Source organism: Streptomyces sp. NPDC057280 (assembly GCF_042668605.1).
Lineage (GTDB): Bacteria > Actinomycetota > Actinomycetes > Streptomycetales > Streptomycetaceae > Streptomyces.
This window is the reverse complement of record NZ_JBHUYR010000003.1, coordinates 92,324-115,726: the sequence shown is the minus strand read 5'-3', so window position 1 is coordinate 115,726 and position 23,403 is coordinate 92,324. Positions and strand designations below refer to the sequence as shown.

Annotated in this window: 27 protein-coding genes; 10 read left to right on the top strand and 17 right to left on the bottom strand. The window is 71.1% G+C overall.

Translation table 11 applies throughout. From position 1 onward, the window contains the following. Window positions 1–21: 21 nt before the first annotated feature. The 3 genes from ACFUO4_RS18985 to ACFUO4_RS18975 are packed head-to-tail and all read left to right on the top strand — an operon-like array spanning window position 22 to window position 1,704. Window positions 22–708 (top strand): AzlC family ABC transporter permease, encoded by a 687-nt coding sequence (locus ACFUO4_RS18985; protein WP_383486063.1) that lies wholly within the window; start codon window positions 22–24, stop codon window positions 706–708. After that, window positions 705–1,019: an AzlD domain-containing protein gene (locus tag ACFUO4_RS18980; RefSeq protein WP_383486060.1), complete on the top strand. Its 315-nt coding sequence runs from the start codon at window positions 705–707 to the stop codon at window positions 1,017–1,019. Before ACFUO4_RS18985 ends, ACFUO4_RS18980 begins: the two co-directional genes overlap by 4 nt. A gap of 49 nt (window positions 1,020–1,068) precedes the next feature. Continuing rightward, window positions 1,069–1,704 carry a class I SAM-dependent methyltransferase gene (locus tag ACFUO4_RS18975; RefSeq protein WP_383486057.1) on the top strand — a complete coding sequence of 212 codons (636 nt, stop codon included), beginning with the start codon at window positions 1,069–1,071 and terminating at the stop codon, window positions 1,702–1,704. On the opposite strand, the gene ACFUO4_RS18970 is transcribed toward ACFUO4_RS18975, so the two are convergent. The 3 genes from ACFUO4_RS18970 to ACFUO4_RS18960 all read right to left on the bottom strand — a co-directional run bounded on the left by ACFUO4_RS18970 (window position 1,705) and on the right by ACFUO4_RS18960 (window position 4,599). Further along, window positions 1,705–2,118 carry a glutaredoxin domain-containing protein gene (locus tag ACFUO4_RS18970; RefSeq protein WP_383487838.1) on the bottom strand — a complete coding sequence of 138 codons (414 nt, stop codon included), beginning with the start codon at window positions 2,116–2,118 and terminating at the stop codon, window positions 1,705–1,707. Between the two features lie 102 nt (window positions 2,119–2,220). Next, window positions 2,221–3,978, bottom strand: coding sequence for a 3-oxosteroid 1-dehydrogenase (kstD, locus tag ACFUO4_RS18965; protein ID WP_383486054.1), 1,758 nt, complete (start codon window positions 3,976–3,978; stop codon window positions 2,221–2,223). Between the two features lie 75 nt (window positions 3,979–4,053). Beyond that, entirely contained in the window at window positions 4,054–4,599 is a 546-nt protein-coding gene (locus ACFUO4_RS18960) for a DUF6817 domain-containing protein (RefSeq protein WP_383486051.1), read from the bottom strand. Window positions 4,600–4,752: 153 nt separating this feature from the next. On the opposite strand from ACFUO4_RS18960, the gene ACFUO4_RS18955 reads away from it, so the two are divergent. Then, window positions 4,753–5,646, top strand: a complete 894-nt coding sequence (locus ACFUO4_RS18955) for a LysR family transcriptional regulator (protein ID WP_383486048.1) — start codon at window positions 4,753–4,755, stop codon at window positions 5,644–5,646. A 19-nt stretch (window positions 5,647–5,665) separates the two neighbouring features. On the opposite strand, the gene ACFUO4_RS18950 is transcribed toward ACFUO4_RS18955, so the two are convergent. Further along, complete coding sequence (locus ACFUO4_RS18950) at window positions 5,666–7,057, bottom strand: FG-GAP and VCBS repeat-containing protein (RefSeq protein WP_383486044.1); 1,392 nt, start codon at window positions 7,055–7,057, stop codon at window positions 5,666–5,668. A 17-nt stretch (window positions 7,058–7,074) separates the two neighbouring features. Next, window positions 7,075–7,542: an ATP-binding protein gene (locus tag ACFUO4_RS18945; RefSeq protein ID WP_383486041.1), complete on the bottom strand. Its 468-nt coding sequence runs from the start codon at window positions 7,540–7,542 to the stop codon at window positions 7,075–7,077. Window positions 7,543–7,659: 117 nt separating this feature from the next. Here ACFUO4_RS18945 and ACFUO4_RS18940 point away from each other — a divergent pair, with 117 nt between their 5' ends. The 3 genes from ACFUO4_RS18940 to ACFUO4_RS18930 all read left to right on the top strand — a co-directional run bounded on the left by ACFUO4_RS18940 (window position 7,660) and on the right by ACFUO4_RS18930 (window position 9,601). Next, a complete protein-coding gene (locus tag ACFUO4_RS18940) occupies window positions 7,660–8,514 on the top strand; it encodes a helix-turn-helix domain-containing protein (RefSeq protein ID WP_383486038.1) in 855 nt (284 codons plus the stop codon). Next, window positions 8,511–8,705, top strand: coding sequence for a DUF397 domain-containing protein (locus ACFUO4_RS18935; RefSeq protein WP_383486035.1), 195 nt, complete (start codon window positions 8,511–8,513; stop codon window positions 8,703–8,705). Before ACFUO4_RS18940 ends, ACFUO4_RS18935 begins: the two co-directional genes overlap by 4 nt. A 140-nt stretch (window positions 8,706–8,845) precedes the next feature. Continuing rightward, window positions 8,846–9,601 carry a PIG-L deacetylase family protein gene (locus ACFUO4_RS18930; protein ID WP_383486032.1) on the top strand — a complete coding sequence of 252 codons (756 nt, stop codon included), beginning with the start codon at window positions 8,846–8,848 and terminating at the stop codon, window positions 9,599–9,601. A 9-nt stretch (window positions 9,602–9,610) separates the two neighbouring features. Here the strand turns inward: ACFUO4_RS18930 and ACFUO4_RS18925 are convergent, their stop codons facing one another. Together ACFUO4_RS18925 and ACFUO4_RS18920 are read right to left on the bottom strand one after the other, a co-directional pair. After that, window positions 9,611–11,530 (bottom strand): AMP-dependent synthetase/ligase, encoded by a 1,920-nt coding sequence (locus ACFUO4_RS18925; RefSeq protein ID WP_383486029.1) that lies wholly within the window; start codon window positions 11,528–11,530, stop codon window positions 9,611–9,613. A gap of 287 nt (window positions 11,531–11,817) precedes the next feature. Next, on the bottom strand, window positions 11,818–13,098 hold the full coding sequence (locus ACFUO4_RS18920) for an acetyl-CoA C-acetyltransferase (protein WP_383486026.1): 1,281 nt from the start codon (window positions 13,096–13,098) through the stop codon (window positions 11,818–11,820). A 103-nt stretch (window positions 13,099–13,201) separates the two neighbouring features. On the opposite strand from ACFUO4_RS18920, the gene ACFUO4_RS18915 reads away from it, so the two are divergent. Further along, entirely contained in the window at window positions 13,202–14,467 is a 1,266-nt protein-coding gene (locus ACFUO4_RS18915; RefSeq protein WP_383486023.1) for a 3-oxoacyl-ACP reductase, read from the top strand. After that, window positions 14,467–15,321: a MaoC family dehydratase gene (locus ACFUO4_RS18910; RefSeq protein WP_383486020.1), complete on the top strand. Its 855-nt coding sequence runs from the start codon at window positions 14,467–14,469 to the stop codon at window positions 15,319–15,321. The genes ACFUO4_RS18915 and ACFUO4_RS18910 overlap by 1 nt, the downstream gene beginning before the upstream one ends. Here the strand turns inward: ACFUO4_RS18910 and ACFUO4_RS18905 are convergent. The 10 genes from ACFUO4_RS18905 to ACFUO4_RS18860 form a co-directional block, all read right to left on the bottom strand. Beyond that, window positions 15,305–15,658, bottom strand: coding sequence for a hypothetical protein (locus ACFUO4_RS18905; RefSeq protein WP_079306720.1), 354 nt, complete (start codon window positions 15,656–15,658; stop codon window positions 15,305–15,307). The genes ACFUO4_RS18910 and ACFUO4_RS18905 overlap by 17 nt on opposite strands. 69 nt (window positions 15,659–15,727) lie before the next feature. Further along, entirely contained in the window at window positions 15,728–16,372 is a 645-nt protein-coding gene (locus tag ACFUO4_RS18900) for a TetR/AcrR family transcriptional regulator (RefSeq protein WP_079306722.1), read from the bottom strand. A gap of 59 nt (window positions 16,373–16,431) precedes the next feature. Beyond that, a complete protein-coding gene (locus ACFUO4_RS18895; protein WP_079306724.1) occupies window positions 16,432–16,731 on the bottom strand; it encodes a DUF4229 domain-containing protein in 300 nt (99 codons plus the stop codon). Between the two features lie 115 nt (window positions 16,732–16,846). Next, on the bottom strand, window positions 16,847–17,368 hold the full coding sequence (locus ACFUO4_RS18890) for a GNAT family N-acetyltransferase (RefSeq protein ID WP_383486015.1): 522 nt from the start codon (window positions 17,366–17,368) through the stop codon (window positions 16,847–16,849). A 28-nt stretch (window positions 17,369–17,396) separates the two neighbouring features. After that, the gene (locus tag ACFUO4_RS18885) at window positions 17,397–18,044 is read right to left on the bottom strand and encodes a UdgX family uracil-DNA binding protein (protein WP_079306726.1); all 648 of its coding nucleotides are present in this window, start codon (window positions 18,042–18,044) and stop codon (window positions 17,397–17,399) included. An 81-nt stretch (window positions 18,045–18,125) separates the two neighbouring features. After that, window positions 18,126–19,289 carry an aminofutalosine synthase MqnE gene (gene mqnE, locus ACFUO4_RS18880; RefSeq protein ID WP_079306728.1) on the bottom strand — a complete coding sequence of 388 codons (1,164 nt, stop codon included), beginning with the start codon at window positions 19,287–19,289 and terminating at the stop codon, window positions 18,126–18,128. Between the two features lie 41 nt (window positions 19,290–19,330). Further along, window positions 19,331–19,786 carry an Lrp/AsnC family transcriptional regulator gene (locus ACFUO4_RS18875; RefSeq protein WP_079306730.1) on the bottom strand — a complete coding sequence of 152 codons (456 nt, stop codon included), beginning with the start codon at window positions 19,784–19,786 and terminating at the stop codon, window positions 19,331–19,333. Between the two features lie 79 nt (window positions 19,787–19,865). Then, window positions 19,866–20,522, bottom strand: a complete 657-nt coding sequence (locus tag ACFUO4_RS18870; RefSeq protein ID WP_383486010.1) for a UbiX family flavin prenyltransferase — start codon at window positions 20,520–20,522, stop codon at window positions 19,866–19,868. 127 nt (window positions 20,523–20,649) lie between these two features. Next, complete coding sequence (gene mqnP / locus ACFUO4_RS18865; protein ID WP_079306734.1) at window positions 20,650–21,552, bottom strand: menaquinone biosynthesis prenyltransferase MqnP; 903 nt, start codon at window positions 21,550–21,552, stop codon at window positions 20,650–20,652. Continuing rightward, a complete protein-coding gene (locus ACFUO4_RS18860; RefSeq protein ID WP_059193070.1) occupies window positions 21,549–23,000 on the bottom strand; it encodes a menaquinone biosynthesis decarboxylase in 1,452 nt (483 codons plus the stop codon). Before ACFUO4_RS18860 ends, mqnP begins: the two co-directional genes overlap by 4 nt. Before the next feature lie 87 nt (window positions 23,001–23,087). Here ACFUO4_RS18860 and ACFUO4_RS18855 point away from each other — a divergent pair, with 87 nt between their 5' ends. Continuing rightward, window positions 23,088–23,402: a PLD nuclease N-terminal domain-containing protein gene (locus ACFUO4_RS18855; RefSeq protein WP_079306826.1), complete on the top strand. Its 315-nt coding sequence runs from the start codon at window positions 23,088–23,090 to the stop codon at window positions 23,400–23,402. Window position 23,403 lies beyond the last annotated feature (1 nt).

Sequence of the window (23,403 nt, the reverse complement as noted above, 5' to 3'; positions counted from 1 at the left end):
TCCTTGTTCATTGTAGAGAACATGCGTACGGCAGAGCGAACAGAGCGAACACCTCACCTGGAGTTGGTACGGGACGCTTCCCTGGTCTGGCTGGCCAGCGGTGTCGTCGGCGTCTCCTTCGGCGCGATCGCCGTCGCCGGGGGCCTGCCGGTCTGGGTGCCGGTGGTGATGTCCCTGGTCGTCTACGCGGGCTCCGCGCAGTTCAGCGCGGTCGGCGTCCTGCTGGCGGGCGGCGGCCCGCTCGCCGCCGCGACCACCGGCCTGCTCCTGAACACCCGCACGGCCGCCTACAGCCTCGCCGTCGCCGAGACCCTCGGCCAGGGCCGCTGGGCCCGGCTCCTGGGCGCCCATCTCGTCACCGACGAGACGGTCGCCTTCGCCCTGGCCCAGCCCGATCCGGTACGACGCCGTACGGCGTTCTGGGTCTCCGGGCTCGGCCTGTTCGCCGTCTGGAACACCGGCGTCCTGATCGGCGCCCTCGCCGGGGACGCGATCGGTGACACGGCCCGCTACGGCCTGGACGCGGCCTTCCCGGCGGTCCTGGTGGCGCTGGTCCTTCCCGCGCTACGACAGGACGCTCCCGTACGACGATCAGCCCTGCTCGGCGCATGCCTGGCCCTCGCCCTCACCCCGGTCGCCCCGGCGGGCGTGCCGGTACTGCTGGCGCTGGCCGGCCTCCTGGCCTTCGGGAAGGGGCGTACGGCATGAGCGCGACGGTGGCCATGATCCTGGCGCTCGCGGTGGGCACGTACGCCTTCCGGCTGGTCGGCCCCGCACTGCACGGCCGAATCGAACTCCCGGGCCGCGTCCAGGAGTTGCTGTCGGCGGGCGCGATCGTCCTGCTGACCGCGCTGCTGGCGACCGGGGCGCTGACGGAGGGCGGCGGCTTCGCGGGGTGGGCGCGGCCGACGGGCGTCCTGGTCGGGGCGGTCCTGGCGTGGCGCAAGGCGCCGTTCGTGGTCGTGGTGCTCGGGGCGGCGGGGACGGCGGCGGTGCTGCGGGCGGTGGGGGTGGCGTAGCGGCCGGAGGAGGAGGGAGTGTCAGTGGGGCGATGTAAGGTCGCCCGCCATGACCGACTCCGACTTCCTGACCCGTACCCGGGTGTTCTACGACACCGTCGCCGAGGACTATGCCGAGCGGTTCCGTGAGCCGTTCGCGGGGGCGCCCGTGGACCGGGCGATGTTCGCCGCGTTCGCCGAACTCGTGGGGCCCGGAGGGGCGGTGGCCGATCTCGGGTGCGGTCCCGGGCGGGCCACCGGGCATCTGCGGTCACTGGGCCTGGACGTGTTCGGGGTCGATCTGTCGGAAGGGATGCTCGCCATCGCCCGGCGGGAGAATCCGGACCTGCTGTTCGTGCAGGGGTCGATGCTGACGCTGGACGTGGCGGACGGTTCGCTCGCGGGGGTGGTGTCCTGGTACTCGTCCATCCACACCCCTGTGGACGAACTGCCGTCGCTGTTCGGCGAGTTCCGGCGGGTCCTCGTCCCCGGCGGCCATCTGCTCATCGGCTTCCAGGTCGGCGACGAGCCGAAGCGTCACGACAGGCCCTTCGGGCATGACGTGATCCTCGACTTCCAGCGCCGGCAGCCGGAGTTCATCGGCGGTCTGCTGGAGGCCGCCGGGTTCGAGGTCGTGTCACGGACCGTACGGGCCGCGCAGGGCACGGAGTTGACCCCACAGGCGTTCCTGATCGCCCGCGCCTGATCACTCGGACGGGGAGAGCTGTTCGCGCACCCACCGGGGATCGGGGTTCGTGTGCGGCCGGCCCGCCACGACGACGGTCGGCACGGTCTCGTTGCCGTCGTTGGCCGCCCGCACTGCCTCGGCCCCTGCCGGATCGCTCCAGATGTCGACCCAGTGCAACCGGCGGGCGCTGCGGCCCAGCCGGATGCGCAGCCGCATGCAGTACTTGCAGCCGGGCCGCCAGAAGACGACCGGTCGGCCGTCGACCGCGCTGCGGCGTCGTGCCTCCCGCGCACCGATCGACCTCGGGAAGAACAGGGGTGAGTGCACCCCGGCGAGCGCCAGGAACAGCAGCAGGAGGGCCGCTGCCGTGCCGGGGCTCCCCGTGAGGATCAGCCCGGCCGAGAGGGCTGAGCCGCTGAGCACAAACAGCATCGGCAGGATCCAGCCCCGGGCTCGATGCGTGGTCACGTGGCCGACCCGGCGTACGGCCATCGGGCTCCCGTCCCTTGCGGTGCTGTTACAGCTTGAGCGATCTTACTGAGCCCCCGCGATGTCGCGCGCCGCGATGTAGCCGAACGTCATCGCCGGGCCGATCGTCGAGCCCGCGCCCGCGTAGCTGTGGCCCATGACGGCGGCGCTGGCGTTCCCGGCCGCGTACAGGCCCGGGATCACCGTGCCGTCGTCGCGCAGGACGCGGGCGCGGGCGTCGGTGACGAGGCCGCCCTTGGTGCCGAGGTCGCCGGGGACGATGCGGAACGCGTAGTACGGGGGCAGCCAGAGGGGGGCGAGGCAGGAGTTGGGGAGCACCGAGGGGTCCGTGTAGTAGTGGTCGTAGGCGCTGTCGCCGCGGTGGAAGTCGGGGTCCTTGCCTTGCAGGGCCTGGGAGTTGAAGCGGGAGACCGTGGAGCGGAGGGCGGCGGGCGCGATGCCGATCGCGGAGGCGAGGGCGTCGATGCTCCAGGCCTTGTGGACGGCCCCCGAGCTGTACCAGTCGTCGGGGAAGACGAACGTCGGGCTGACGTCCTTGAAGAGGTACCGGTTGCGGTAGTTCTGGTCGACGATCAGCCAGGCCGGGATGTCGGGGTCGGTCGGATTCCGGTCGTACATGACGTGGACGACGTCGCTGTAGGGGGCGGCCTCGTTCACGAACCGTCCGCCGGCCGCGTTGACCATGAGGCCGCCCGGGAGGGTGCGTTCGGCGAGGCAGAAGTAGGGCTGGTCGGGGAGCGGGATGGCCGGTCCCCACCAGGCGTCGTCCATCAACCCGAGTGCGGCCCCGGCCCGTTGCCCGGCGCGGATGCCGTCCCCGGTGTTCTCCTTCGCGCCCACGGTCCAGTCGGTCCCGATGGGCTGCCGCTGGTACTGCGTGCGCATGGCGAGGTTGTGCTCGAAGCCGCCGGAGCCGACGACGACGGCGCGCCGGGCGCGGTAGAGACCGGCGGGGGTGACGGCACCGGTGACGGTCCCGCTCTCGACGAGGAGGTCGGTGAGAGGCGTGTTGAGCCGGACGGGCACCCCGGCGTCCATCAGTCCCTTCCTGAGTCCGCCCGCGAGGGACTGCCCCATGGTGAGCGGCGCCTGCCCGAGCGTGAGGGCTTTGGTCCCCCGCGCCAGACACTCCGTGGCGACAGCGAGCCCCTTGACGCTCACGGCGGCGAGGGTGAGCCACTTGTAGTCGGCGGAGAACACCACCATGCCGGTCGGGACCGCCATGTACGACGGGTTCAGACGGGCGAGTTCGGCGCCGAGGATGTGGCCGTCGAGGTAGTCGGGCTCGATGGAACGCCCGTTGGGAAGGCCGCCGGGCAGCTCGGGGTAGTAGTCGCTGTACCCCTCCATCCAGCGGAAGCGCAGCGGGCTGTTGGCCATGACGAAGGAGATCATGGCGGGACCGTGGGCGAGGAAGGCCTGCTGCCGGGCGACGGGGACGTCGGGGCCGACGACGGCGGCGAGGTAGGCGGCGGCCTTGGCGGGGGTGTCCGGGACGCCGGCGGCGAGGATCACCGGATTGTTGGGAATCCAGATCCCCGCCCCGGAACGGGCGGCGGACCCACCGAAGGTGGGGGCCTTCTCCAGCACGACGACCGACAACCCCTGCTTGGCGGCGGTGAGCGCGGCGGTCATCCCTGCCGCTCCGGAGCCGATGACGACCACGTCGTAGGTGCCCTGGAGGGGGAGGTCGGCGGCGCGTGCGGTCTGTGGAGCCACGGCGGCGACGGCGAATCCGGCGGCCACGGAGGTGCCGAGTACCTGTCTGCGGGTCGGTCTTGCGGCGTCCGGGCTGCCCGTCATGGGTCCGCCCCCCTGTCTGATACATCGTCAGATGTGATGCCGGAAAGGGGAATGTGACGCGGGGATGTTGTGAAGTCAAGGGCCGGGGAGGAGGGCCGTGCAGTCCTCCCAGGCCGGTCGGCTCAGCAGCGGGCGGAAGCGGGTGAAGAGCGCGAGGAGGGCGGGGCCGTGGCGGTCGCGGAAGGCCGGGTCCTCGGCGGCGAGGTCGAGTTCGTTGGCGGCGGTGAGCTCGGCGAAGTCCCGGCGGAGGGCCGGGGCGGGGGTGTGGGTGCGGCCGGTGAAGCGGTCGTGGAATGCGCCGGTGGGGGTGGCGAGCGTCGGGTAGGTCGCCTCGCGGTCGCAGCTCGCGTAGAGGTGGACGATCGCCTCCGCCTCTTCGCCGATCGCTTCCCTGAGCTCGCGGCGGCGGCCGAGCGGGAGCAGCGGGTGCGGGAAGCCGTCGGTGCCGTAGAAGGCGTGGCAGAGGCCCGCGAGTTGGAGGGCGGGGCGGGCGTTCCAGACGGCGAGACGGGCGCGTACGCGGTGGAGGTGGGTGAGGAGGGTGCCGCCGGGGTGGGGGGTCTGCTCGGCGCCCGACTCCCTGAGCAGTGCGTCGGCTTGGGCGAACGCGTCGTACGCCATGAAGAGGTCCCTTCGCGTGGGTGGGTCGGCACCCGCTCCGTCCCGGGTGGAGCGGGTTGCCGCCCGTTGGGCCCTGTGGAGATCGTCGTACGGACCAGGAGTGCAGTCAATCCTTGGGATTTATGAGGGGAATCCAAGTGTTAGCTTGGGTCTATGACCCTCGATGACCTGCGGGTGTTCGTGGCGGTGTGCCGGGCCGGGAGCCTGAGTGCGGTGGCGCGGGAGCTCGGGTGCACGCAGTCCGCGGTGAGCCAGCATGTGAAGCGGCTGGAGCGGGAGACGGGCCTCGCGCTGGTGGAGCGCCGGCCCCGGGGTGTCGTACCGACGCAGGCGGGGCGGGTGCTGGAGACGGCGGCGTCCGAGGGGATCGCCGGACTGGACCTGGCCGTACGGCAGTTGCGGGATCTGGTCGACGGGGCGAGCGGGTTCGTGCGGGTGGCGACGGGCGCGACGACCGTACGGCACTTCATGGGGGACGCGGTGGTGGCGTTCCGGCGCCGCCATCCGCGCGTGAACCTGGAGTTCCGGACGGTGAGTTCGGGCCGCGGCAGCTTCGACGCGCTCGCGGACGGTTCACTGGACCTGGCGTGGATCACGCTCGGCCGGCCGGTACGGGGGATCGAGCAGCGGGCGGTGGCCGAGCTGCCGTGGGTGCTGGCGGTACGGGCCGACGACCCGCTGGCGGAGCGGGAGCGGCTGGGTGTCGCCGAGTTGGCGGACGTGCGGCTGATCCGGCTGCCGCCCAATTCGGCGTCGGCCGCACAACTGGAGTCGGCGTGCGCCGAGTCGGGCGTCGGACTGGCCTACGACACCAACGTGGCCGACTGGGACACGGCCCTGCTGCTCGCCGAGTTGGGGGTGGGGCGAGCGGTCGTACCGGAGCTGTCCGGACTGGCCGCGACGGGCGACGGTCTTCGGCTGATCCCGGTGCCGGAGCTGCGGCCGCTGCCGGTGGGGTGGGCCGTACGGCGCTGGGACGCGCTCAGCCCGTCGGCCCGGGCGTTCGCGGACCTGGTGGAGAAGTTCCGCCGGACGCCCGGGCGTTAGCGGACGAGGCCGCGGACCACTACTGCGGGAAGGACGCCACCACCGGCACGTCCTTCGCGCCCGACCCCGTGATGCCGGAGCCCGTCCCGGGAAGCAGCACGCCACCGCCGTAGTAGTCGCTGGACACCAGCAGGTCCTTGTCGCCGTCACGGTCGATGTCACGCAGCCGGACGAGCTGGCCGAAGCAGCCGAACTCGCTCGGGGAGCCCGGGACCCCGGCGGTGGCCCGGGTGAACCACTGCGAGTTCTTGCCGGTGAGACCGGACGTGCCGCCGCGCAGGACGTGGACGCCGCCCGCGTCGGACTGGGAGCTGACGGTCTCCTGCCAGACGCCGACCGCCAGGTCGGGGTAGCCGTCGCCGTTCGTGTCACCCGCGGACAGGGTGCCGCCGAAGGCGTCGCCCTTGGTCGCGGCCGTCGCCACGCCCGCCGTCGACTGCGAGATGCGGTACTTCGTCGTCGGAGCCGTGCTGCCGCCGCGCCAGACAACCACCGAACCGGCTGAGTTGTTGGAGCGGGTGTCGCTGACCGCCAGGTCGCCGTAGCCGTCCTTGTCGAAGTCGGCCACGACACCGGTCGGGCTGTAGTCGGGCTTCGAACTGTTGACGACCGTCCGCTTGCCCGGCTTGACCGTGGAGCCGCCGCGCAGGAACCAGACGTCCTGGGTCATCTTGTCGTCGTGGTACCCCTGGCCGAGGACGAAGAGGTCCGTGGCCTTGTCCTTGGTGACCTTGCCGGCGACGAGACCGGTGGGTTCGAGCAGCTGGCCGGAGACGTGCTTGGTCACCGCGCCGGTGGTGCCGGACTTGGAGAACCCGCCGCGGTAGATGTAGACGGTGTCGATCCCGTTGGTGACCGCCAGGTCCGTCTTGCCGTCGCCGTTGAAGTCCCCGGCCTCCACCTGGCCGCCGAAGCCGTAGTCGGCGTGGGCGGTGACCTTGAGGCGGACGGCGCCGGTGCCGGACAGGCCGGACTTCGCGCCCCACAGGATGGTGACCGCGCCCGCGCCGACCTTGGAGCCGACCTTCTCCGAGGAGTCGGCGACGGCCAGGTCGGCGTATCCGTCACGGTTGAAGTCGGCGGCGGCCAGGTCGTCGCCGAACGAGTCGCCGTAACCGCCCGCGTCCCCGGCCGTCCCCGGAACCCCCGCGGTGGCCTGCGTGAACGTCTTGCTGACCGTGCCGGGACCGGTGGCCGTCCCGTACGTGACGGTGAACTCGCCGCCGAGGCTCGCCGAGGCGTAGTCGCGGTAGCCGTCGCCGTTGAAGTCGTCGGCGTACTTCGCCGGGGCCGCGCTCGCGGCACTCGCGGCGCTCGCGGCGCTCACGGAGACCGTGAGCAGTCCGCCGGCCGCCAGGGACACGGCCATGGCCGTGGCGAGCGCCGGGCGGAGGGGGGTGCGGGTGAACATGCGTCTCCTGCATGGATCTAGGTCTGGTGGCTGGGAGACTCACGACGAGGGCCGATGGTTGTGGCGGGAGTGGCTCTTGGTGACTCCGGTTCCTTGAGGAGGATTTCGGCCCACACGGTCTTGCCGACACTCCCTTCGCTGACGCCCCACGCCTGTGCGAGCAGCGATACGAGGATGAGGCCGCGGCCGTTGTCGGCGTCCGGGTCGGTGACGTAACGGAGTCGGCGGTCGTGGCGAGCGTCGCTCACCTCGATACGGACCGTGTCCTCGGCCGTGAGACTCAGGCGGAGTTCGAAGTCGCGGCCGGGGACTCTGCCGTGGGTGACGGCGTTGGCGGCGAGCTCGGCGACGACCTGCTGGGCGGTGCGGTTGACCTCGCCGTCGTAGGGGTGGCCCCAGGTGTCCAGCTGATGTGCGGTGAGGCGGCGGGCCAGGCGGGCACCGCGGGGCGTCGCACTGAGGCGGGTGGAGATTTCGGTGTTCACGTGACTGAGCGTGGTGGGTTGTCCTTACGCTGACCAGGTGCGACCCGGCGACGCTGGGTAGTTGTACGGGTGCGGTGGGTTGTGTGTACGGGTTGTCGGGTGGGAGGGGTGAGGTGGGTGAGCGAGAGGCGACCTGAGACGCCCGCGGAGGCGGAGGGGACGGCTGGGCTCTTCGTCGCGCTGGGCAAGATGCTGAAGTTCCTGCGGGAGCGGAAGGGGCTGACACAGAAGGAGTTCGGGGAGGTCGTGGGATACGGCCCGGACGCGATCTCGGCGATGGAGCGGGGGGTGCGGACGCTGCGGCCCGAGGTGCTCGTCAAGGCGGATGAGGTGCTGGATGCCGGGGGGTTGTTGCTGGAGGTGGTTCCGGAGGTCGAGGCTGCGATGACGAAGGCTAGGACGAGGCATCCGGAGTGGTATCGGAACTACGCCGGGTTGGAGGCGGAGGCGGTTGAGCTGCATTTCTACGCCAACCATGGCGTGCCGGGCCTGCTGCAGACCGACGACTACGCACGGGCGGTGTTCACGAGGCGGCGACCGTTCCTGGACGAGGAGACGATCGAGAGGCGTGTTGCGGACCGGCTCTCTCGGCAGCAGGTCTTCGAGCGTCGGCCCGCGCCGATCGTGAGTTACGTCCTCGAAGAGATCGTGCTGGACCGGCCGATCGGTGGGCGGCGTGTGCACGCGGATCAGCTTCGGCGTCTGCTGAGCGTGGGGCGGATGCAGAACCTCGAAATCCAGGTGATGCCGACCCAGGCAGAGGAACACCCCAACATGGACGGCGCGTTCAACCTACTGACACCCCGGGGGTACGGGCAGGTGGCGTACACGGAGGTCCAGGGGTATCCCCGGTTGATCACCGACCCGGAAGAAGTCCGCAGGATCGTGGACCGCTATGGGATCATGCGGGCCATGGCACTCTCCCCCGCAGAGTCCCGGAAGTTGATCGAGCAGAAGCTGGAGGAGCTATGAACAACGAGCAGCTCACTTGGTTCAAGTCCAGCTACAGCGGCGGCGAGGGCGGCGAATGCCTGGAGGTCGCCGTCAGCCCCGGCACCGTCCACCTCCGTGACTCCAAGAACAGCACCGGACCCCGGCTCACCCTCACCCCTGCCGCTTGGTCCGCCTTCCTCTCAGGGGAGCTGATCGGCGAGCGTCGCTAGCGCCTCCGCCGTGGCCGGGTGGGCGGGCCAGCCGAAGGCCAGGGGCTGAAGGGCGGCGATGCGCGGCGGTAAACGCCTAAACGGTCAAAACGCGGACAGATCTCGACGGCCACTGGGCAGCGTCGCTACCCTGCATCCTCATGTCCCTCCCCAGCCTTCTCGGCGTCTTCGCCCACCCCGACGACGAGTCCCTGTCGGCCGGTGGCCTCCTCGCCCAGCATGCCGCCGCCGGCGCACGCACCGCCGTGGTCACCGCGACGTGGGCCGAAGGCACGCCCCGGGAAGGGGAGTTGGCGGAGGCGCTCCGTGTCCTCGGCGCCGGGAAACCGCGCCTGCTGGGGTACGCCGACGCCCACGTACCGGCGTCCGCGCCCGACCGGCCTCGTCTCTGCGACGCGCCTCTCGACGACGTCGTACGGGAACTCGTCGGGCACATACGGGAGTTCCGGCCCGAGGTCGTCGTCACGCACGACGCCCACGGCGGGCTCACCGGGCACCCCGACCACGTCTACACCCACCGCGTGACCGTCCTCGCGGTCCAGGCGGCCAACTGGAAGCACCTCTATCCCGAGGCGGGCGACCCCTGGCAGCCCCGGGATCTCTACCTCGCCACCTACCCCGACTCCGCCGCCCGCGACCTGGGCAGGCAGCTGATGCGGCCGGGGCTGGCCTCCTACAGCGTCCCCGACGAGTGGATCGCCGCCGCCATCGACGTAAGCCCTTTTCTCGAGACGAAGTTGCGCGCCATCGCCGCCCACCACACCGAGGTCGCACGCGGTGCCCTGCCCGGGCGGCTCGCCGCGTACCCGTTCGCCGAGCAGGCCCGGCTGCTGTCCACCGAGTGGTTCATCCGCCACGGCGACACCAGCTCCGCGCCACCCCGATCGGCGTTGTGAACCTCGTCGTCAGCGCTCGTACAACGCCTCGATCTCCCGCGCGAACTCCTGCATCACCGTCTCCCTGCGCAGTTTCATCGACGGCGTCAGGTGACCGTCCGCCTCCGTGAAGTCCCTCGGCAGCACCTCGAAGCGGCGGATGGATTCGGGGCGGGAGACGAGCTTGTTCGCCTCGTCCACCGCGCGTTGGATGATGGCCTGCAACTCGGCGTCGCCCGCGAGGAGTTCGGCGGGTACCGGGTGCTTGCCGTTCATCTGGCGCCAGTGGTTGATGCCGTCCATGTCCAGGGTGATCAGGGCGGCGACGTAGGGGCGGCGGTCGCCCACCACCATGCACTGGGAGATCAGGGGGTGTTGGCGCAGCCAGTTCTCCAGGGGGGCGGGGGCCACCGTCTTGCCGCCCGCCGTGATCAGGAGTTCCTTCTTCCTGCCCGTGATCGTCAGGTAGCCCTCGTCGTCCAGGCTGCCGATGTCCCCCGTCGCGAACCAGCCGTCGACCGACGCCGGGGTCACTCCGCCCGCGTTCGGGTCCCAGTAGCCGCGGAACACCGGGCCGCCGGCCAGCAGGATCTCGCCGTCCGCCGCTATCCGCACCCTCATGCCGGGCAGGGGCCAACCGACCGTGCCCAGGCGGGGCTTGAGCGGCGGGGTCACCGTCGCCGCGCCCGTCGTCTCCGTGAGGCCGTAGCCCTCGTAGATCTCCATGCCCGCCCCGGCGAAGAACGCCGCGATGTTGCGGCCGAGCGGGGAGCCGCCGGAGATGATGTGGCGGACGCGGCCGCCCATGGCGTTGCGGATGCGGCGGTAGACCAGGGGGTCGTAGAAGGTGCGGGCCGCCTTCAGCGCCGTACTCGGGCCGCCGCCCGTGCCCGCCGCCTTCTCCTCCATCGCCTCGCCGTAGCGGATCGCCACGTTCGCCGCGCGGTCGAAGGCCGAGACCCGGCCGCCGGCCTCCGCCTTGGCGCGCGCGTTGTTGAAGACCTTCTCCAGCATGTAGGGGATGGCGAGGAGGAACGTCGGGCGGAAACTCGACAGGTCCGCCAGCAGGTCGTCCGACTTCAGGCTCGGCGCGTGCCCCAGGCGGACCCTTGCGCGGACGCACGCCACCGCCACCATGCGGCCGAAGACATGGGACATGGGCAGGAAGAGGAGGGTCGCCAGCTCCTCGTCCGAGCGGGACTTGAAGACGGGGTGGAGGATCTCGATCGCGTTGTCGACCTCGGCGAGGAAGTTGCCGTGCGAGATCGCGCAGCCCTTGGGGCGGCCGGTGGTGCCGGAGGTGTAGACGACCGTCGCGAGGGTGTCGGGGACCAGCATGCCCCGGCGTACGTCGACTTCGGCGTCGGGGACGTGGCTGCCCAGTTCCGCCAGGCGCTCCACGTGGCCCTTCTCGATGACCCACAGGTGGCGCAGGTCGGGCAGGCGGTTCAACTCCGGGCCCAGGGCGGAGGCTTGGGGGACGGTCTCCGTCACCAGCGCCACCGCGCCCGAGTCCTGGAGGATCCAGCGGGTCTGGAAGACCGAGGACGTGGGGTAGATGGGGACCGTGACCAGACCGGCCGCCCAGGCGGCGAAGTCGAGGAGGGTCCACTCGTAGATCGTGCGGGCCATGACGGCGATGCGGTCGCCGGGGACCAGGCCCTCCGATATCAGGCCCTTCGCCAGCGCCAGCACCTGCGCGGCGAAGTCGGCCGAGGTCACGTCCGACCAACCGCCGTCCGGCGTACGGCGGCTGAGCACCCGGTCCCCCGGGCCCGCCTCCGCGTTCTCGAACGGCAGGTCGGCGAGGGAGCCGTGCGTCACCGGCGACACGACCGGCGGGACGGACACCTCGCGGACCTCGCCGTCCAGCCGACGTATCTCCGGTGCCACCAGCACGGGCGCGCCGTCGTAGTCGGTGGCAGCGGCGTAGGGCAGGGACGACGACATGGGCAGCTCCTGGGGCACGCAGCTCAATACCGCTCTGCTGCATAGGTACGCACCGGGCGTACCCGGACGTTCACCGGCGAGTGCGACTTGTGGGGTTACCGGCAGTCAGGTCTTGGGGACCCGGCGATCTTAGGAGGCCTACGTGGCGAGCTTGTGAGGGTTCGGGGAGGCTCCCGGGCCGGGTCTGTGCAACATCTGGCGCAAAGTGAGCCTTTGTCAGTTACGTGTGAACCAATGTCACGCCGGTGCGGCTGGGACGGCATCTCCGGCACCGCCGTCACCGCCCGCTACGGCCGTTCCAGCACCGCCGTCACCCCCTGCCCACCCGCCGCGCACACCGAGATCAGTCCCCGCCCCGGGCCGCCCTGCTCGGCGAGCAGCTTGGCCAGCGTCGCCACGATCCGGGCGCCGGTCGCCGCGAAGGGGTGGCCGGTGGCGAGGGACGAGCCGGTCACGTTCAGCCGGGCGCGGTCCACCGGGGTCAGCCCCGCCTTCTCCCAGGCGGCCAGCGTCGCCAGCACCTGCGACGCGAACGCCTCGTGGACCTCGATCAGGTCGAAGTCGTCGATGACCAGACCCGCCCGCTCCAGCATGCGCGGCACCGCGTGCGCCGGGGCCATCAGCAGGCCGTCCCCGGCCGGGTCCCCGGCGACGAAGTCCACGGCCGCCGTCTCGTACGCCGTCAGATACGCCAGCGGTTCCAGTCCGCGCTCCGCCGCCCACTCCTCCGAGGCGAGCAGGACGACCGCGGCGCCGTCGGTGAGCGGGGTCGAATTCCCGGCCGTCATGGTCGGGTTGGGGGCGTCGAGACCGAACACCGGTTTCAGGGCCGCGAGTTTCTCGGCCGTCGACCCCGGGCGCAGGTTCTGGTCGCGGTCCAGGCCGCGGAACGGCACCACCAGGTCCGCGAAGAAACCTCGCTCGTACGCCGCCGCCAGCCGCTGGTGACTCGTCGCCGCCAGCTCGTCCTGGGCCTCGCGCGTCACGCCCCACGCGCGTGCGGTGACGGCCGCGTGCTCGCCCATCGACAGGCCGGTGCGGGGCTCGGCGTTGCGCGGGATGTCGGGGATCAGATGCTTCGGGCGGAGCCTCGCCAGCTCCTTCAGCCGGCCGCCCGCCGACTTCGCCCTGCGGGCCGCCAGCAGGATGCGCCGCAGGTCGTCGTTGACGCCGAGCGGGGCGTCGCTCGCGGTGTCCGCGCCGCCCGCGATCGCGGACTCGGTCTGGCCGAGGGCGATCTTGTTGGCGGCGGCGACGACGGCCTGGAGGCCGGTGCCGCAGGCCTGCTGGATGTCGTACGCCGGGGTCGTCGGCGCCAGCTTCGAGCCGAGGACCGTCTCGCGGGCCAGGTTGAAGTCGCGGGCGTGCTTGAGGACGGCCCCGGCGACGAACTCGCCCACCGCGCCCGGTTGTTCGAGCCCGAAACGGTCCACCAGGCCGTCGACCACCGCCGTCAGCATCTCCTGGTTGGAGGCGGTGGCGTAGGGGCCGTCGGAGCGGGCGAAGGGGACGCGGCTGCCGCCGATGATCGCGACCCGGCGCGTCACCGGTGCCTGAAGAAGGCTCATCTCGACCTGCTCCTCCTGCGTGACATAGGCCTGTGTGACATAGGCTTACCTCCGGTAACCTTACTCCAGAGTCAGCAAGAGAGCACCGAGTGGGGGGACGGCCATGGCCGACCGTTATCTGCGCTTCACCGGCACCGCGCCGGGCCGTTTCCTGACCCGGCGTCTCGGGCTCCCGCAGCCCGCGGAACTGCACCGCTGGTCAGCCGAGCGGCCCGCGCTGGACGGCGAGGTCCTCCACCTCACCGCCGGCAAGCCGGCCCCCGACCCCGCCGCGCCCCCGGCCGCCGTCGTCCTCGACGCCACCCACGTCCGGGACGTCGAAGGCCTCGCCGACGTGCACGCGGCCCTGCACCCCGTCGTCCGGTCCGTCGCGGCAAGCGGCCGGATCGTCGTCCTCGGTGCGCCCCTCGACCCGGCCGACCACCACCAGGCGGCCGCCCAGCAGGCCCTGGAAGGCTTCACGCGCTCGCTCGGCAAGGAGATCGGCCGGGGCAGGACGGTCAATCTCGTACGGCTCACCGACCGGGCCGCCGCCGAGTCCACCCTGCGCTTCCTGCTCTCCCCCAAGTCCGCCTATGTCAGCGGGCAGGTGATCGAGGTGGCCGAGGGGACCGGCCCCGCCGACCTCGACTGGGAGCGGCCCCTCGCCGGGCGCACCGCCCTCGTCACCGGTGCCGCGCGCGGGATCGGCGCGGCCGTCGCCGAGACGCTCGCCAGGGACGGCGCGCGGGTCGTCGTCCTCGACGTACCGCAGGCCGAGGCGGACGCCCGGCGGCTCGCCGAGCGCCTCGGCGGCGAGGCCCTCGCCCTCGACATCACGGCCGCCGACGCGGGAGAGCGGATCGCGGCGGCGCTGCCCGACGGCCTTGACGTCCTGGTCCACAACGCGGGAATCACCCGTGACCGGCGCCTGGTCAACATGCCCGCGGAGCGCTGGAGTCCGGTGCTGGAGGTGAACCTGGCGAGCGTGCTGCGCACGACGGACGCGCTGCTGTCGACGGGCACGCTCAGGCCGGGCGGCCGGATCGTCGCCACGGCCTCCATCGCGGGGCTCGCGGGCAACGCCGGGCAGACCAACTACGGGGCGAGCAAGGCGGGCGTGGTCGGCCTGGTGCGCTCCCTCGCGCCGCGCGCGCTCGCCGAGCACGGGGTGACGGTCAACGCCGTGGCCCCCGGGTTCATCGAGACGAGGATGACGGCCGCGGTGCCCCTCTTCATCCGGGAGGCCGGTCGCCGGATGAACTCCCTCGCGCAGGGCGGCCTTCCGGTCGACGTGGCCGAGACGACGGCATGGCTCGCGCATCCGGCGTCGGGTGCGGTGAACGGGCAGGTCGTACGGGTCTGCGGCCAGAGCCTGCTGGGGGCGTGATGACGGACGTCGTCCTGCGCCGCTCCCCCGCCCTCGCGCCCGTCCTGGCCCGGGGCGCGCTGCTGTCCCCCTTCAAGCGGCCCCGCCCCGACGCCGGCTTCCCCCGCACCCGTCTGGTCCTGCCCGACCTGCGCGTCGACCTGGCCCGGCTCGCGGCCTACGAGCGGGTGTGCGGGTTCGCGACCGGCGACGACGCGCTGCCGGTGACGTATCCGCATGTGCTCGGCTTCCCGCTGGCGATGCGGCTGATGAGCGGCCGGGACTTCCCGCTGCCGCTGCTCGGTCTGGTCCACACGTCGATCGGGATCACCCAGCACCGGCCGCTGCCCGCCACCGGTGTGTACGAACTGAGCGTGTACGTCGCCGAGTTGGCTCCGCACCGGCGCGGCACGGAGGCGACGGTCGTCACCGAGGCGCGGGTCGGCCCGGACGTCGTATGGGAGTCGAGCAGCACGTACCTCGCACGGCACCGCACCACGACGGCGCCCGAGCCGGCAGCCGAGCGCCGAGAGCAGGCGCCCCTCCCCCCGCTCGCCGAATGGCGACTGGCCGGGGACATCGGCCGCCGGTACGCCGCCGCGTCCGGCGACCGCAACCCCATCCACCTGCACCCGCTCACCGCCCGCCTCTTCGGATTCCCGCGGGCCATCGCGCACGGCATGTGGACGGTGGCCCGCTGCCTCGCCGCCCACGGCGCCCCTCAAGCAGGCGTGGTGCGGGCGGAGTTCAGGGCGCCGGTGCTGCTGCCGGGCACGGTGACGTACGGCGCGGAGGGCGACCGCTTCGAACTGCGGGGCGGGGAGCGCCTGCATGTGAGCGGCGTGGTGAACAGCCGCGTCAGCGACGGACGTTGACGCCGCCGATGAGTCCCCAGGCGTCGATCCGCACGGTCGGCCCACCGGGAACGCTCGGGCCCTCGTCCCGTACCCCGCCCAGCCGGATTCCCCTGACCTCCACCCGCACCTCCGGCCGCACCCGCAGGCTCACACCGCCGATCAGGCTCAGCTTGGTGATGCGCAGTTCGGCGCCGTCCGGGATGTCGACGTCCGTGAGGTCGATGTCGGCGCCGCCGATGAGGGAGGCGGTGAGGGTGCGCTCGTGGAGCGTGGCACCGTCGAGGCGGTGACCGCCGATGAGGCTCACCTTGATGTCGGTCCTGCCCGGCCGCTGTTCCCCGCTTGTCTTCGTCATGGGACGACCGTACGGCCGGCGGATCCGCCTCCCCCAGTGTCCGTCGTCCGCCTTACCGCATGACAGGTGTCATGTCACCGGCGGCGCCCACGGCCGCCCCTCCATCAGGTCCCCCAGCCCGGCCCAGGCGAAGTTCATGAGCGTGGCCGCCGCCTGCCGTGCCGTGACACCCGGGGTGGCGTTGGCCCACGCGGCGAGCGACTCGGCGGCCCCCACCAGCGCCTCAGCGAGCCCGGCGACCTCCCGCTCGGCCAGATCGGGGTCCCGGTGCGCCTCCCGCGCCGCGACGACGATCAGCTGCGTCACGAACGCGACGATCTCCTCCCGCATCGCCGCGACCTCGGCGGCGAACGCCTCGCCGTGGATCCGTGCCTGGAGATGCAGCACGGACCAGCCGTCGGGATTCTGGGCGGTGTGCGTGAAGAACGCCAGCAGCCCGTCCCAGAGTTGCCGGTCGGCGGGCTGGTCGGTGCGGACGCCGGAGCGCACGGCCTCGGTGAGCGCGTGCGCCTCACGGCGGATGCAGGCCGTGAAGAGGTCGTCCTTCGAGTTCAGGTACAGATACACCAACGGCTTGGAGACACCGGCGAGTTCGGCGATCTCGTCCATGGAGGCGGCCATGTACCCCCGGCGGCCGAAGGTCCGCACGGCGGCGTCCAGCATCTGCTGCTCACGGACCGCGCGCGGCATCCGCTTGGTCTTCACGGCACCCATGGGCCAAGACTAAGACGTCCGCCGGGGTGAGAGGACTTTGTGCGCGACCAGGACGTCAGCTAGGACGTCTGACCCTGCGCCCGGGCCGCGTCGTCCGCGATGTCCTCCTGGTTGCGGTTGGCCTCCAGGTTGGACTTCATCCGGTCGACGCGCTCGGCGACCTGGATGGAGGCGCGGTCGCGCTCCTTGCGCAGGACGACGAAGCTGATCGGGGCCGAGATCACCAGGGAGAGCAGGACGACCCACATGCCGTTGGAGTCGCCGAGGCCGCGCGGGGCGACACCGGCGTAGACGAGGCCCCAGACGACCACGAGGCAGCCCACGAAGATCCCGAGGCGCATCAGTGTGTAGCGGAGCATCTCAATCCACTCTTCCGTTCCGGCTGAAAGTTCCCCTGAAAGTTCCCAAAGGGTGCCTTCCAGTGAAGCACGCCCGCTCCCCGATCTTGCAGGGGGTCCGAGGACGGCGGCGGCCTCAGCTCAGCGGGAGCCACATCATGATGTCGTCGCGGTAGTCGTCCGCCGCCAACCGCAGCCCGTCCGGCACCCGGCCGACCTCCTTGTACCCGGCGGCCGCGTAGAACCGCTCCAGTCCCAGCCCGCCCCGGCAGGTCAGCTTCAGCGCCTCCAGGCCGAGGGCACGTGCGTACTTCTCGGCCTCCGCGAGCAGCGTCCGCCCGTGCCCGCCGCCGTGCAGCTCCGGGTCGATCATGACGGTGCAGAGCCAGGCGTAGTGGCTCTGCGGGCGGTGCGCGTTGAACCCGAAGAAGGCCGTAGCCCGCAGCCGGCCCTCCGGGTCCAGCCCGGCGAGCAGCCGATGCCGCCCCGCCGCGATCGACTCGGCGTAGCCGTCCACGCCCGGCCGTACGTCCTCGTACGACGTCGTCCCGACGAACCCGACCGCCCCACCCGCGTTGTTCACGTCCACCCACAGCCGGGTCAGCCGGTCGAGGAGGCCGGGAGTGAGCTCGGGGTCGAGGCGGTACGTCAGGTCCATGACCCCCGAGTCCAGGCAGGCCCCCCGCTCATCCCAGGGCCCGGGCCGCCACCTTCAGGTCGGAGACGAGGCCCTGGTACGCGGCCTCCCGGTCGTCCGACCTCAGCACGGAGGACGGGTGCACGGTGGGCACCAGCCGCTCCGCCCGGCCGTGGATCTCCTCCTCCAGCACGGTCCCGCGCACCTGCGTCACCCGGAACGACGACCCGAGCAACGCCTTCCCGGCGGTGGCCCCGAGCACCACGATCAACTCCGGCTCGACGACCGCCAGTTCCGCCGCCAGCCAGGGCCCGCACGCGGTCATCTCCCGCAGGCTGGGCGCCTTGTGAATACGCCGCTTGCGGGGCTCGGCCTGCGTGAACTTGAAGTGCTTCACGGCGTTGGTGACGTACGCGTCCGCGGGGTCGATACCGGCTTCGGCGAGCGCCCGGTCGAGCAGCTTCCCGGCGGGACCGACGAAGGGTCTCCCCTGCCGGTCCTCCTGATCCCCGGGTTGCTCGCCGACGAGCATCAGCCGGGCGTGGGCGTCGCCGGCGCCGAAGACGGTCTGAGTGGCGTCCCGATGGAGCGGACAGCCACGACAGTCGGCAGCGGCCCGGCGCAGGGCGGGAAGCCCACCCCGGTCGGGCACAAAGGGCTCTGCGGTGTAGGCATCCTCGGGCGCCTTGCCAGACATGCGGCCCGAGTACCCACCTGAGGGGCGCGGGGAACTGCGCGACCAGCCCCCACGCACCCGCAGACACAAAAAACTGCGAACTCAGACCCTCATCGGCTGCGGCGACTCCCGACGCCCCGCATCAGGCCCCTCGTACTCCCGAATGACCTCGTACCGGGTGTTCCGCTCCACCGGCCGGAATCCCGCATCCCGGATCAGATCCAGCAGATCGTCCCGTGTCAGCTTGTTCGGCGTGCCGAAGTTGTCCGCGTCGTGGGTGATCTTGTACTCGACGACCGACCCGTCCATGTCATCGGCGCCATGCAGCAACGCGAGCTGCGCGGTCTGGACACCGTGCATGACCCAGAAGACCTTGACGTGCGGAACGTTGTCGAAGAGCAGCCGCGACACCGCGAACGTCTTCAGCGCCTCCGCACCCGTCGCCATCTGGGTACGCGCCTGGAGCCGGTTCCGTACCTTCCCGTCCTTCATGTCGACGAAGTCGTGCTGGTAGCGCAGCGGGATGAAGACCTGGAAGCCGCCGGTCTCGTCCTGGAGCTCACGCAGCCGCAGCACGTGGTCCACCCGGTGCCTCGGCTCCTCGATGTGGCCGTACAGCATGGTGCACGGGGTCTTCAGCCCCTTCTCGTGCGCCAGCCGGTGGATGCGGGACCAGTCCTCCCAGTGGGTCCTGTGGTCCACGATGTGCTGCCGGACCTCCCAGTCGAAGATCTCCGCGCCGCCACCGGTGAGGGACTCCAGACCCGCGTCGATCAGCTCGTCGAGGATCTCGCTCGCGCTCAGCCCGCTGATCGTCTCGAAGTGGTGGATCTCCGTCGCCGTGAAGGCCTTCAGGGACACGTCCGGCAGCGCGGCCTTCAGTTCGCGCAGCGAGCGCGGGTAGTAGCGCCACGGCAGGTTCGGGTGCAGGCCGTTGACGATGTGCAGCTCGGTGAGGTTCTCGCCCTCCATCGCCTTCGCGAGCTTCACCGCCTCCTCGATGCGCATCGTGTACGCGTCCTTCTCCCCCGGCTTGCGCTGGAAGGAGCAGTAGGCGCAGGAGGCGGTGCACACGTTGGTCATGTTGAGGTGCCGGTTGACGTTGAAGTGGACCACGTCACCGTTCTTGCGCGTCCGCACCTCGTGCGCGAGACCACCGAGCCAGGCCAGGTCGTCCGACTCGTAGAGCGCGATGCCGTCCTCACGGGTCAGCCGCTCACCGGCCCTGACCTTCTGCTCCAGCTCGCGCTTGAGCCCGACGTCCATGGGGGTCACACCTTTCTCCGACGACTTCGACAACCGTACGTCTACGCCTCTTCGGGCAGCTCTCCGACCCGGTTCTCCCACTTCGTGGAGAGCACGATGGTCGTCCGGGTGCGGGAGACACCCTTCGTCCCGCTGAGCCGCCGGATGATCTTCTCCAGGCCGTCCACGTCGCTGGCCCGCACCTTGAGCATGAACGAGTCGTCGCCCGCGATGAACCAGCAGTCCTCGATCTCCGGCAGATCCTTCATCCGGCGGGCCACGTCCTCGTGGTCGGCGGCGTCGGAGAGGGAGATGCCGATCAGGGCGGTGACACCGAGGCCGAGGGAGGCGGCGTCGACGGTGGCGCGGTAGCCGGTGATGACACCGGCCGCCTCCAGCCGGTTGATGCGGTCCGTGACGCTGGGTCCCGACAGACCGACGAGGCGGCCCAGCTCCGCGTAGGAGGCCCGGCCGTTCTCCCTCAGGGCCTGGATGAGCTGCCTGTCCACCGCGTCCATGCGATCGAAGCCTTCCGCTGAAGAGGATCCCGAGAGTTCCCGAAGTGATGAGAGGTACTGCGACTTGCTCAGATGGCGCCTACGTCGTGCGGGTTCCGGACCCGCCCCCGAGTTCGCCCTTCCACCGCCGGTACAGCCGGTGCTCGACCCCCGCCGCGTCGAGGACCCGTCCGGCGACGAAGTCGACGAGGTCCTGGATGTGGGTGGCGCCGGCGTAGAAGGCGGGCGAGGCGGGCACGACGGTGGCGCCGAGGTCGTCGAGGGTGACGAGGTGCCGCAGCGTCTGGCCGTTCAAGGGGGTCTCCCGTACGGCGACGACGAGCTTGCGGCGCTCCTTGAGGGTCACGCTCGCGGCGCGCTGGAGCAGGTCCTTGGAGAGCCCGAGGGCGACTCCGGCGACGCAGGCGGTGGAGGCGGGCACGATCAGCATGCCCTTGACGGGATACGACCCCGAGGACGGCCCCGCGGCGAGGTCACCGGCGTTCCAGTACCGCACGCGCGCGATGTCGACGTCGAAGCTCTCCGGCTTTCCGTCGGCTCCCCTGGCCAGCCATTCCCGCAGGTCGTCCTGCCAGTGCGCGTCCCGGAAGGCGATCTGGGTCTCGTCGAGCAGCGTCAGCCGCGAGGCCCTGCTGACGACCAGGTCGACGTCCTCCCCCGCCTCCAGCAGCGCCCGCAGCACCGCCGCCGCGTACGGCGTCCCGGATGCTCCGGACACCCCCACGATCCAAGGCACGCGCTGCGTTTCTCCTGCGTTCACCCTCCCGAGCCTACCGGCGGGGCAGGGAGACTTCCGGACCGGTGGGGCGCTTTCGGGGCGGCGGGGAGGCTGGTGCGAGGCCCGGTCCCGGTGCTGACCGGGGTCAGACCGTCAGTCCCCGCACCAGCAGGTCCAGCAGCGCACACACGAACAGGGCGATGCCGATGAACCCGTTGACGCTGAAGAACGCCCTGTTCAGGCGGGACAGGTCGTGCGGGCGGACGATGTTGTGCTCGTACACGAAGGCCGCCGCGACGATCATCAGGCCCACCCAGAAGAACCCGCCGGCGTCGGTGGCGACGGCGTACCAGACCAGCAACCCCATGGTCAGGGCGTGGCAGATCCGCGCCCCCCAGATCGCCGCCGGGATGCCGAAGCGGGCCGGCACCGACATGACGCCGATCTCGCGGTCGGTCTCGACGTCCTGGCAGGCGTAGATCAGGTCGAAGCCGCCGATCCAGATGCCGACCGCGAGACCGAGGAGCACCGCGTCCCAGGACCACTCGCCGGTGATCGCCAGCCAGCCGCCGACCGGGCCCATCGCCTGGGCGAGACCGAGGATGGCCTGCGGGAAGTTCGTGAACCGCTTGCCGTAGGGGTAGACCACCATCGGGATCACGGCGACCGGGGCGAGGGCCAGGCAGAGCGGGTTGAGGAGCGCCGCCGAGCCCAGGAAGATCACGACCGCGACCAGCGCGCCCGTCCACGCGTGCTTGACCGACATCGCGCCGGTCACCAGCTCGCGGTGGGCCGTGCGCGGGTTCCGGGCGTCGATCTCCCGGTCGATGATCCGGTTGACCGCCATGGCGAAGGTGCGCAGGCCGACCATGCAGACGGTGACGAGCAGCAGCCGCCCCCAGTGGATGTTCTTGTCCCACTCGAACATCGCGGTGAGCGCCGCGATGTAGGCGAAGGGCAGCGCGAACACCGAGTGCTCGATCATGACGAGGCGCAGGAACGCCTTCGTCCGTCCCGGCTGGGGGATCGCGGCAGACGCGGAACTCACAGGCCGTACTCCTTCCAGCGGCGGTCGACCTTCGCCGCCGTCTCCGGGTCGGACACCACCATGTCCGGCCAGCCGCCGTCGCGGGTGTAGCCCTCCTCGGGCCACTTCTTCGTCGCGTCGATCCCCGCCTTGCCGCCCCAGAACTGCTGGTAGGAGGCGTGGTCGAGGTGGTCGACCGGTCCTTCGACGACCGACAGGTCACGCGCGTAGTCCGTGTTGCCGAGCGCCCGCCACGCGACCTCGTGGAGGTCGTGGACATCGCAGTCCGAGTCGACGACCACGATCAGCTTGGTCAGGGACATCATGTGGGCGCCCCACACAGCGTGCATCACCTTTTGGGCGTGCTTGGGGTACTTCTTGTCGATCGAGATGATCGCGCAGTTGTGGAACCCGCCCGCTTCGGGCAGGTGGTAGTCCACGATGTCCGGCACGATGATCTTCAGCAGGGGGAGGAAGAAGCGCTCGGTCGCACGACCCAGCGGACCGTCCTCCGTCGGGGGGCGGCCTACGACGATCGACTGAAGCAGCGGCCGCTTGCGCATGGTCACGCAGTCGATCTTCAGCGCCGGGAACGGCTCCTGCGGGGTGTAGAACCCGGTGTGGTCGCCGAAGGGCCCTTCGGGCAGCATCTCGCCCGGCTCCAGCCACCCCTCGATGACGACCTCGGCCTGCGCCGGAACCTGCAACGGCACGGTCTTGCAGTCGACCATCTCGATCCGCTTGCCGGCGATGAACCCGGCGAACAGGTACTCGTCGATGTCCCCGGGGAGCGGCGCGGTGGACGCGTAGGTCACGGCCGGCGGGCAGCCGAAGGCGATCGCGACCGGGAGGCGTTCCCCCCGGCGGGCCGCCACCTGGTAGTGGTTCCGGCTGTCCTTGTGGATCTGCCAGTGCATGCCGATCGTGCGCTTGTCGTGGCGCTGGAGGCGGTACAGACCGAGGTTGCGGATGCCGGTTTCCGGGTCCTTGGTGTGGGTCAGGCCCAGGTTGAAGAAGGAGCCGCCGTCCTGCGGCCAGGTGAACAGCGCCGGAAGCTGGTCGAGGTCGACGTCGTCGCCGGTGAGGACGACCTCCTGGACCGGGGCCTCTTTCACCTTCTTCGGCGGGACGTGCGTCATCGCGCCGAGCTTGCCGAAGGCCTCCCGCACGCCCACGAACCCGTGCGGCAGTTCGGGGCGCAGCAGCCCGCCGATCTTGTCGGAGATGTCCTCGTACGACTTCAGGCCCAGCGACTTCAGCAGCCGCCGGTCGGTTCCGAAGACGTTCATCGCGAGGGGCATCGAGGAGCCCTTCACGTTCTCGAAGAGGAGCGCGGGGCCGCCTGCCTTGTTGACCCGGTCGACGATCTCCCCGACCTCCAGATACGGGTCGACCTCGGCCTTGACGCGCTTGAGGTCGCCCTCGCGTTCCAGGGCCCTGAGCAGCGAGCGAAGATCGTCGTAAGCCATGCGTCCCAGTATCCGGTACGGGCTACCCTGGCCCTGTACCTGGGGGCTGTGATCGCGGCCCCGACGACCGTCCCGTGGGAGGGCCCCATGCTCCGGGTGCTGATGTTCCTCGTGCCGCTGGCGCTGAGCATCTACGCGTTCATCGACTGCATCAGCACGCAGGACGAGGACGTCCGCCACATGCCCAAGCCGCTGTGGGCGATCCTCGTGCTGCTGTTCCCGATCGTGGGCTCGATCTCCTGGATGATCGCGGGCAAGAAGCGCAGCCTGGCCGCCGAGGGCTGGTCCGGCGTCCGGTCCGGCCAGTCGCAGCGCTGGGTCGCGCCCGACGACAACCCCGAGTTCCTGAAGTCCCTCGACCAGGACGACGACCGCGACCGGAAGAAGCGGGACGAGCCCTGAC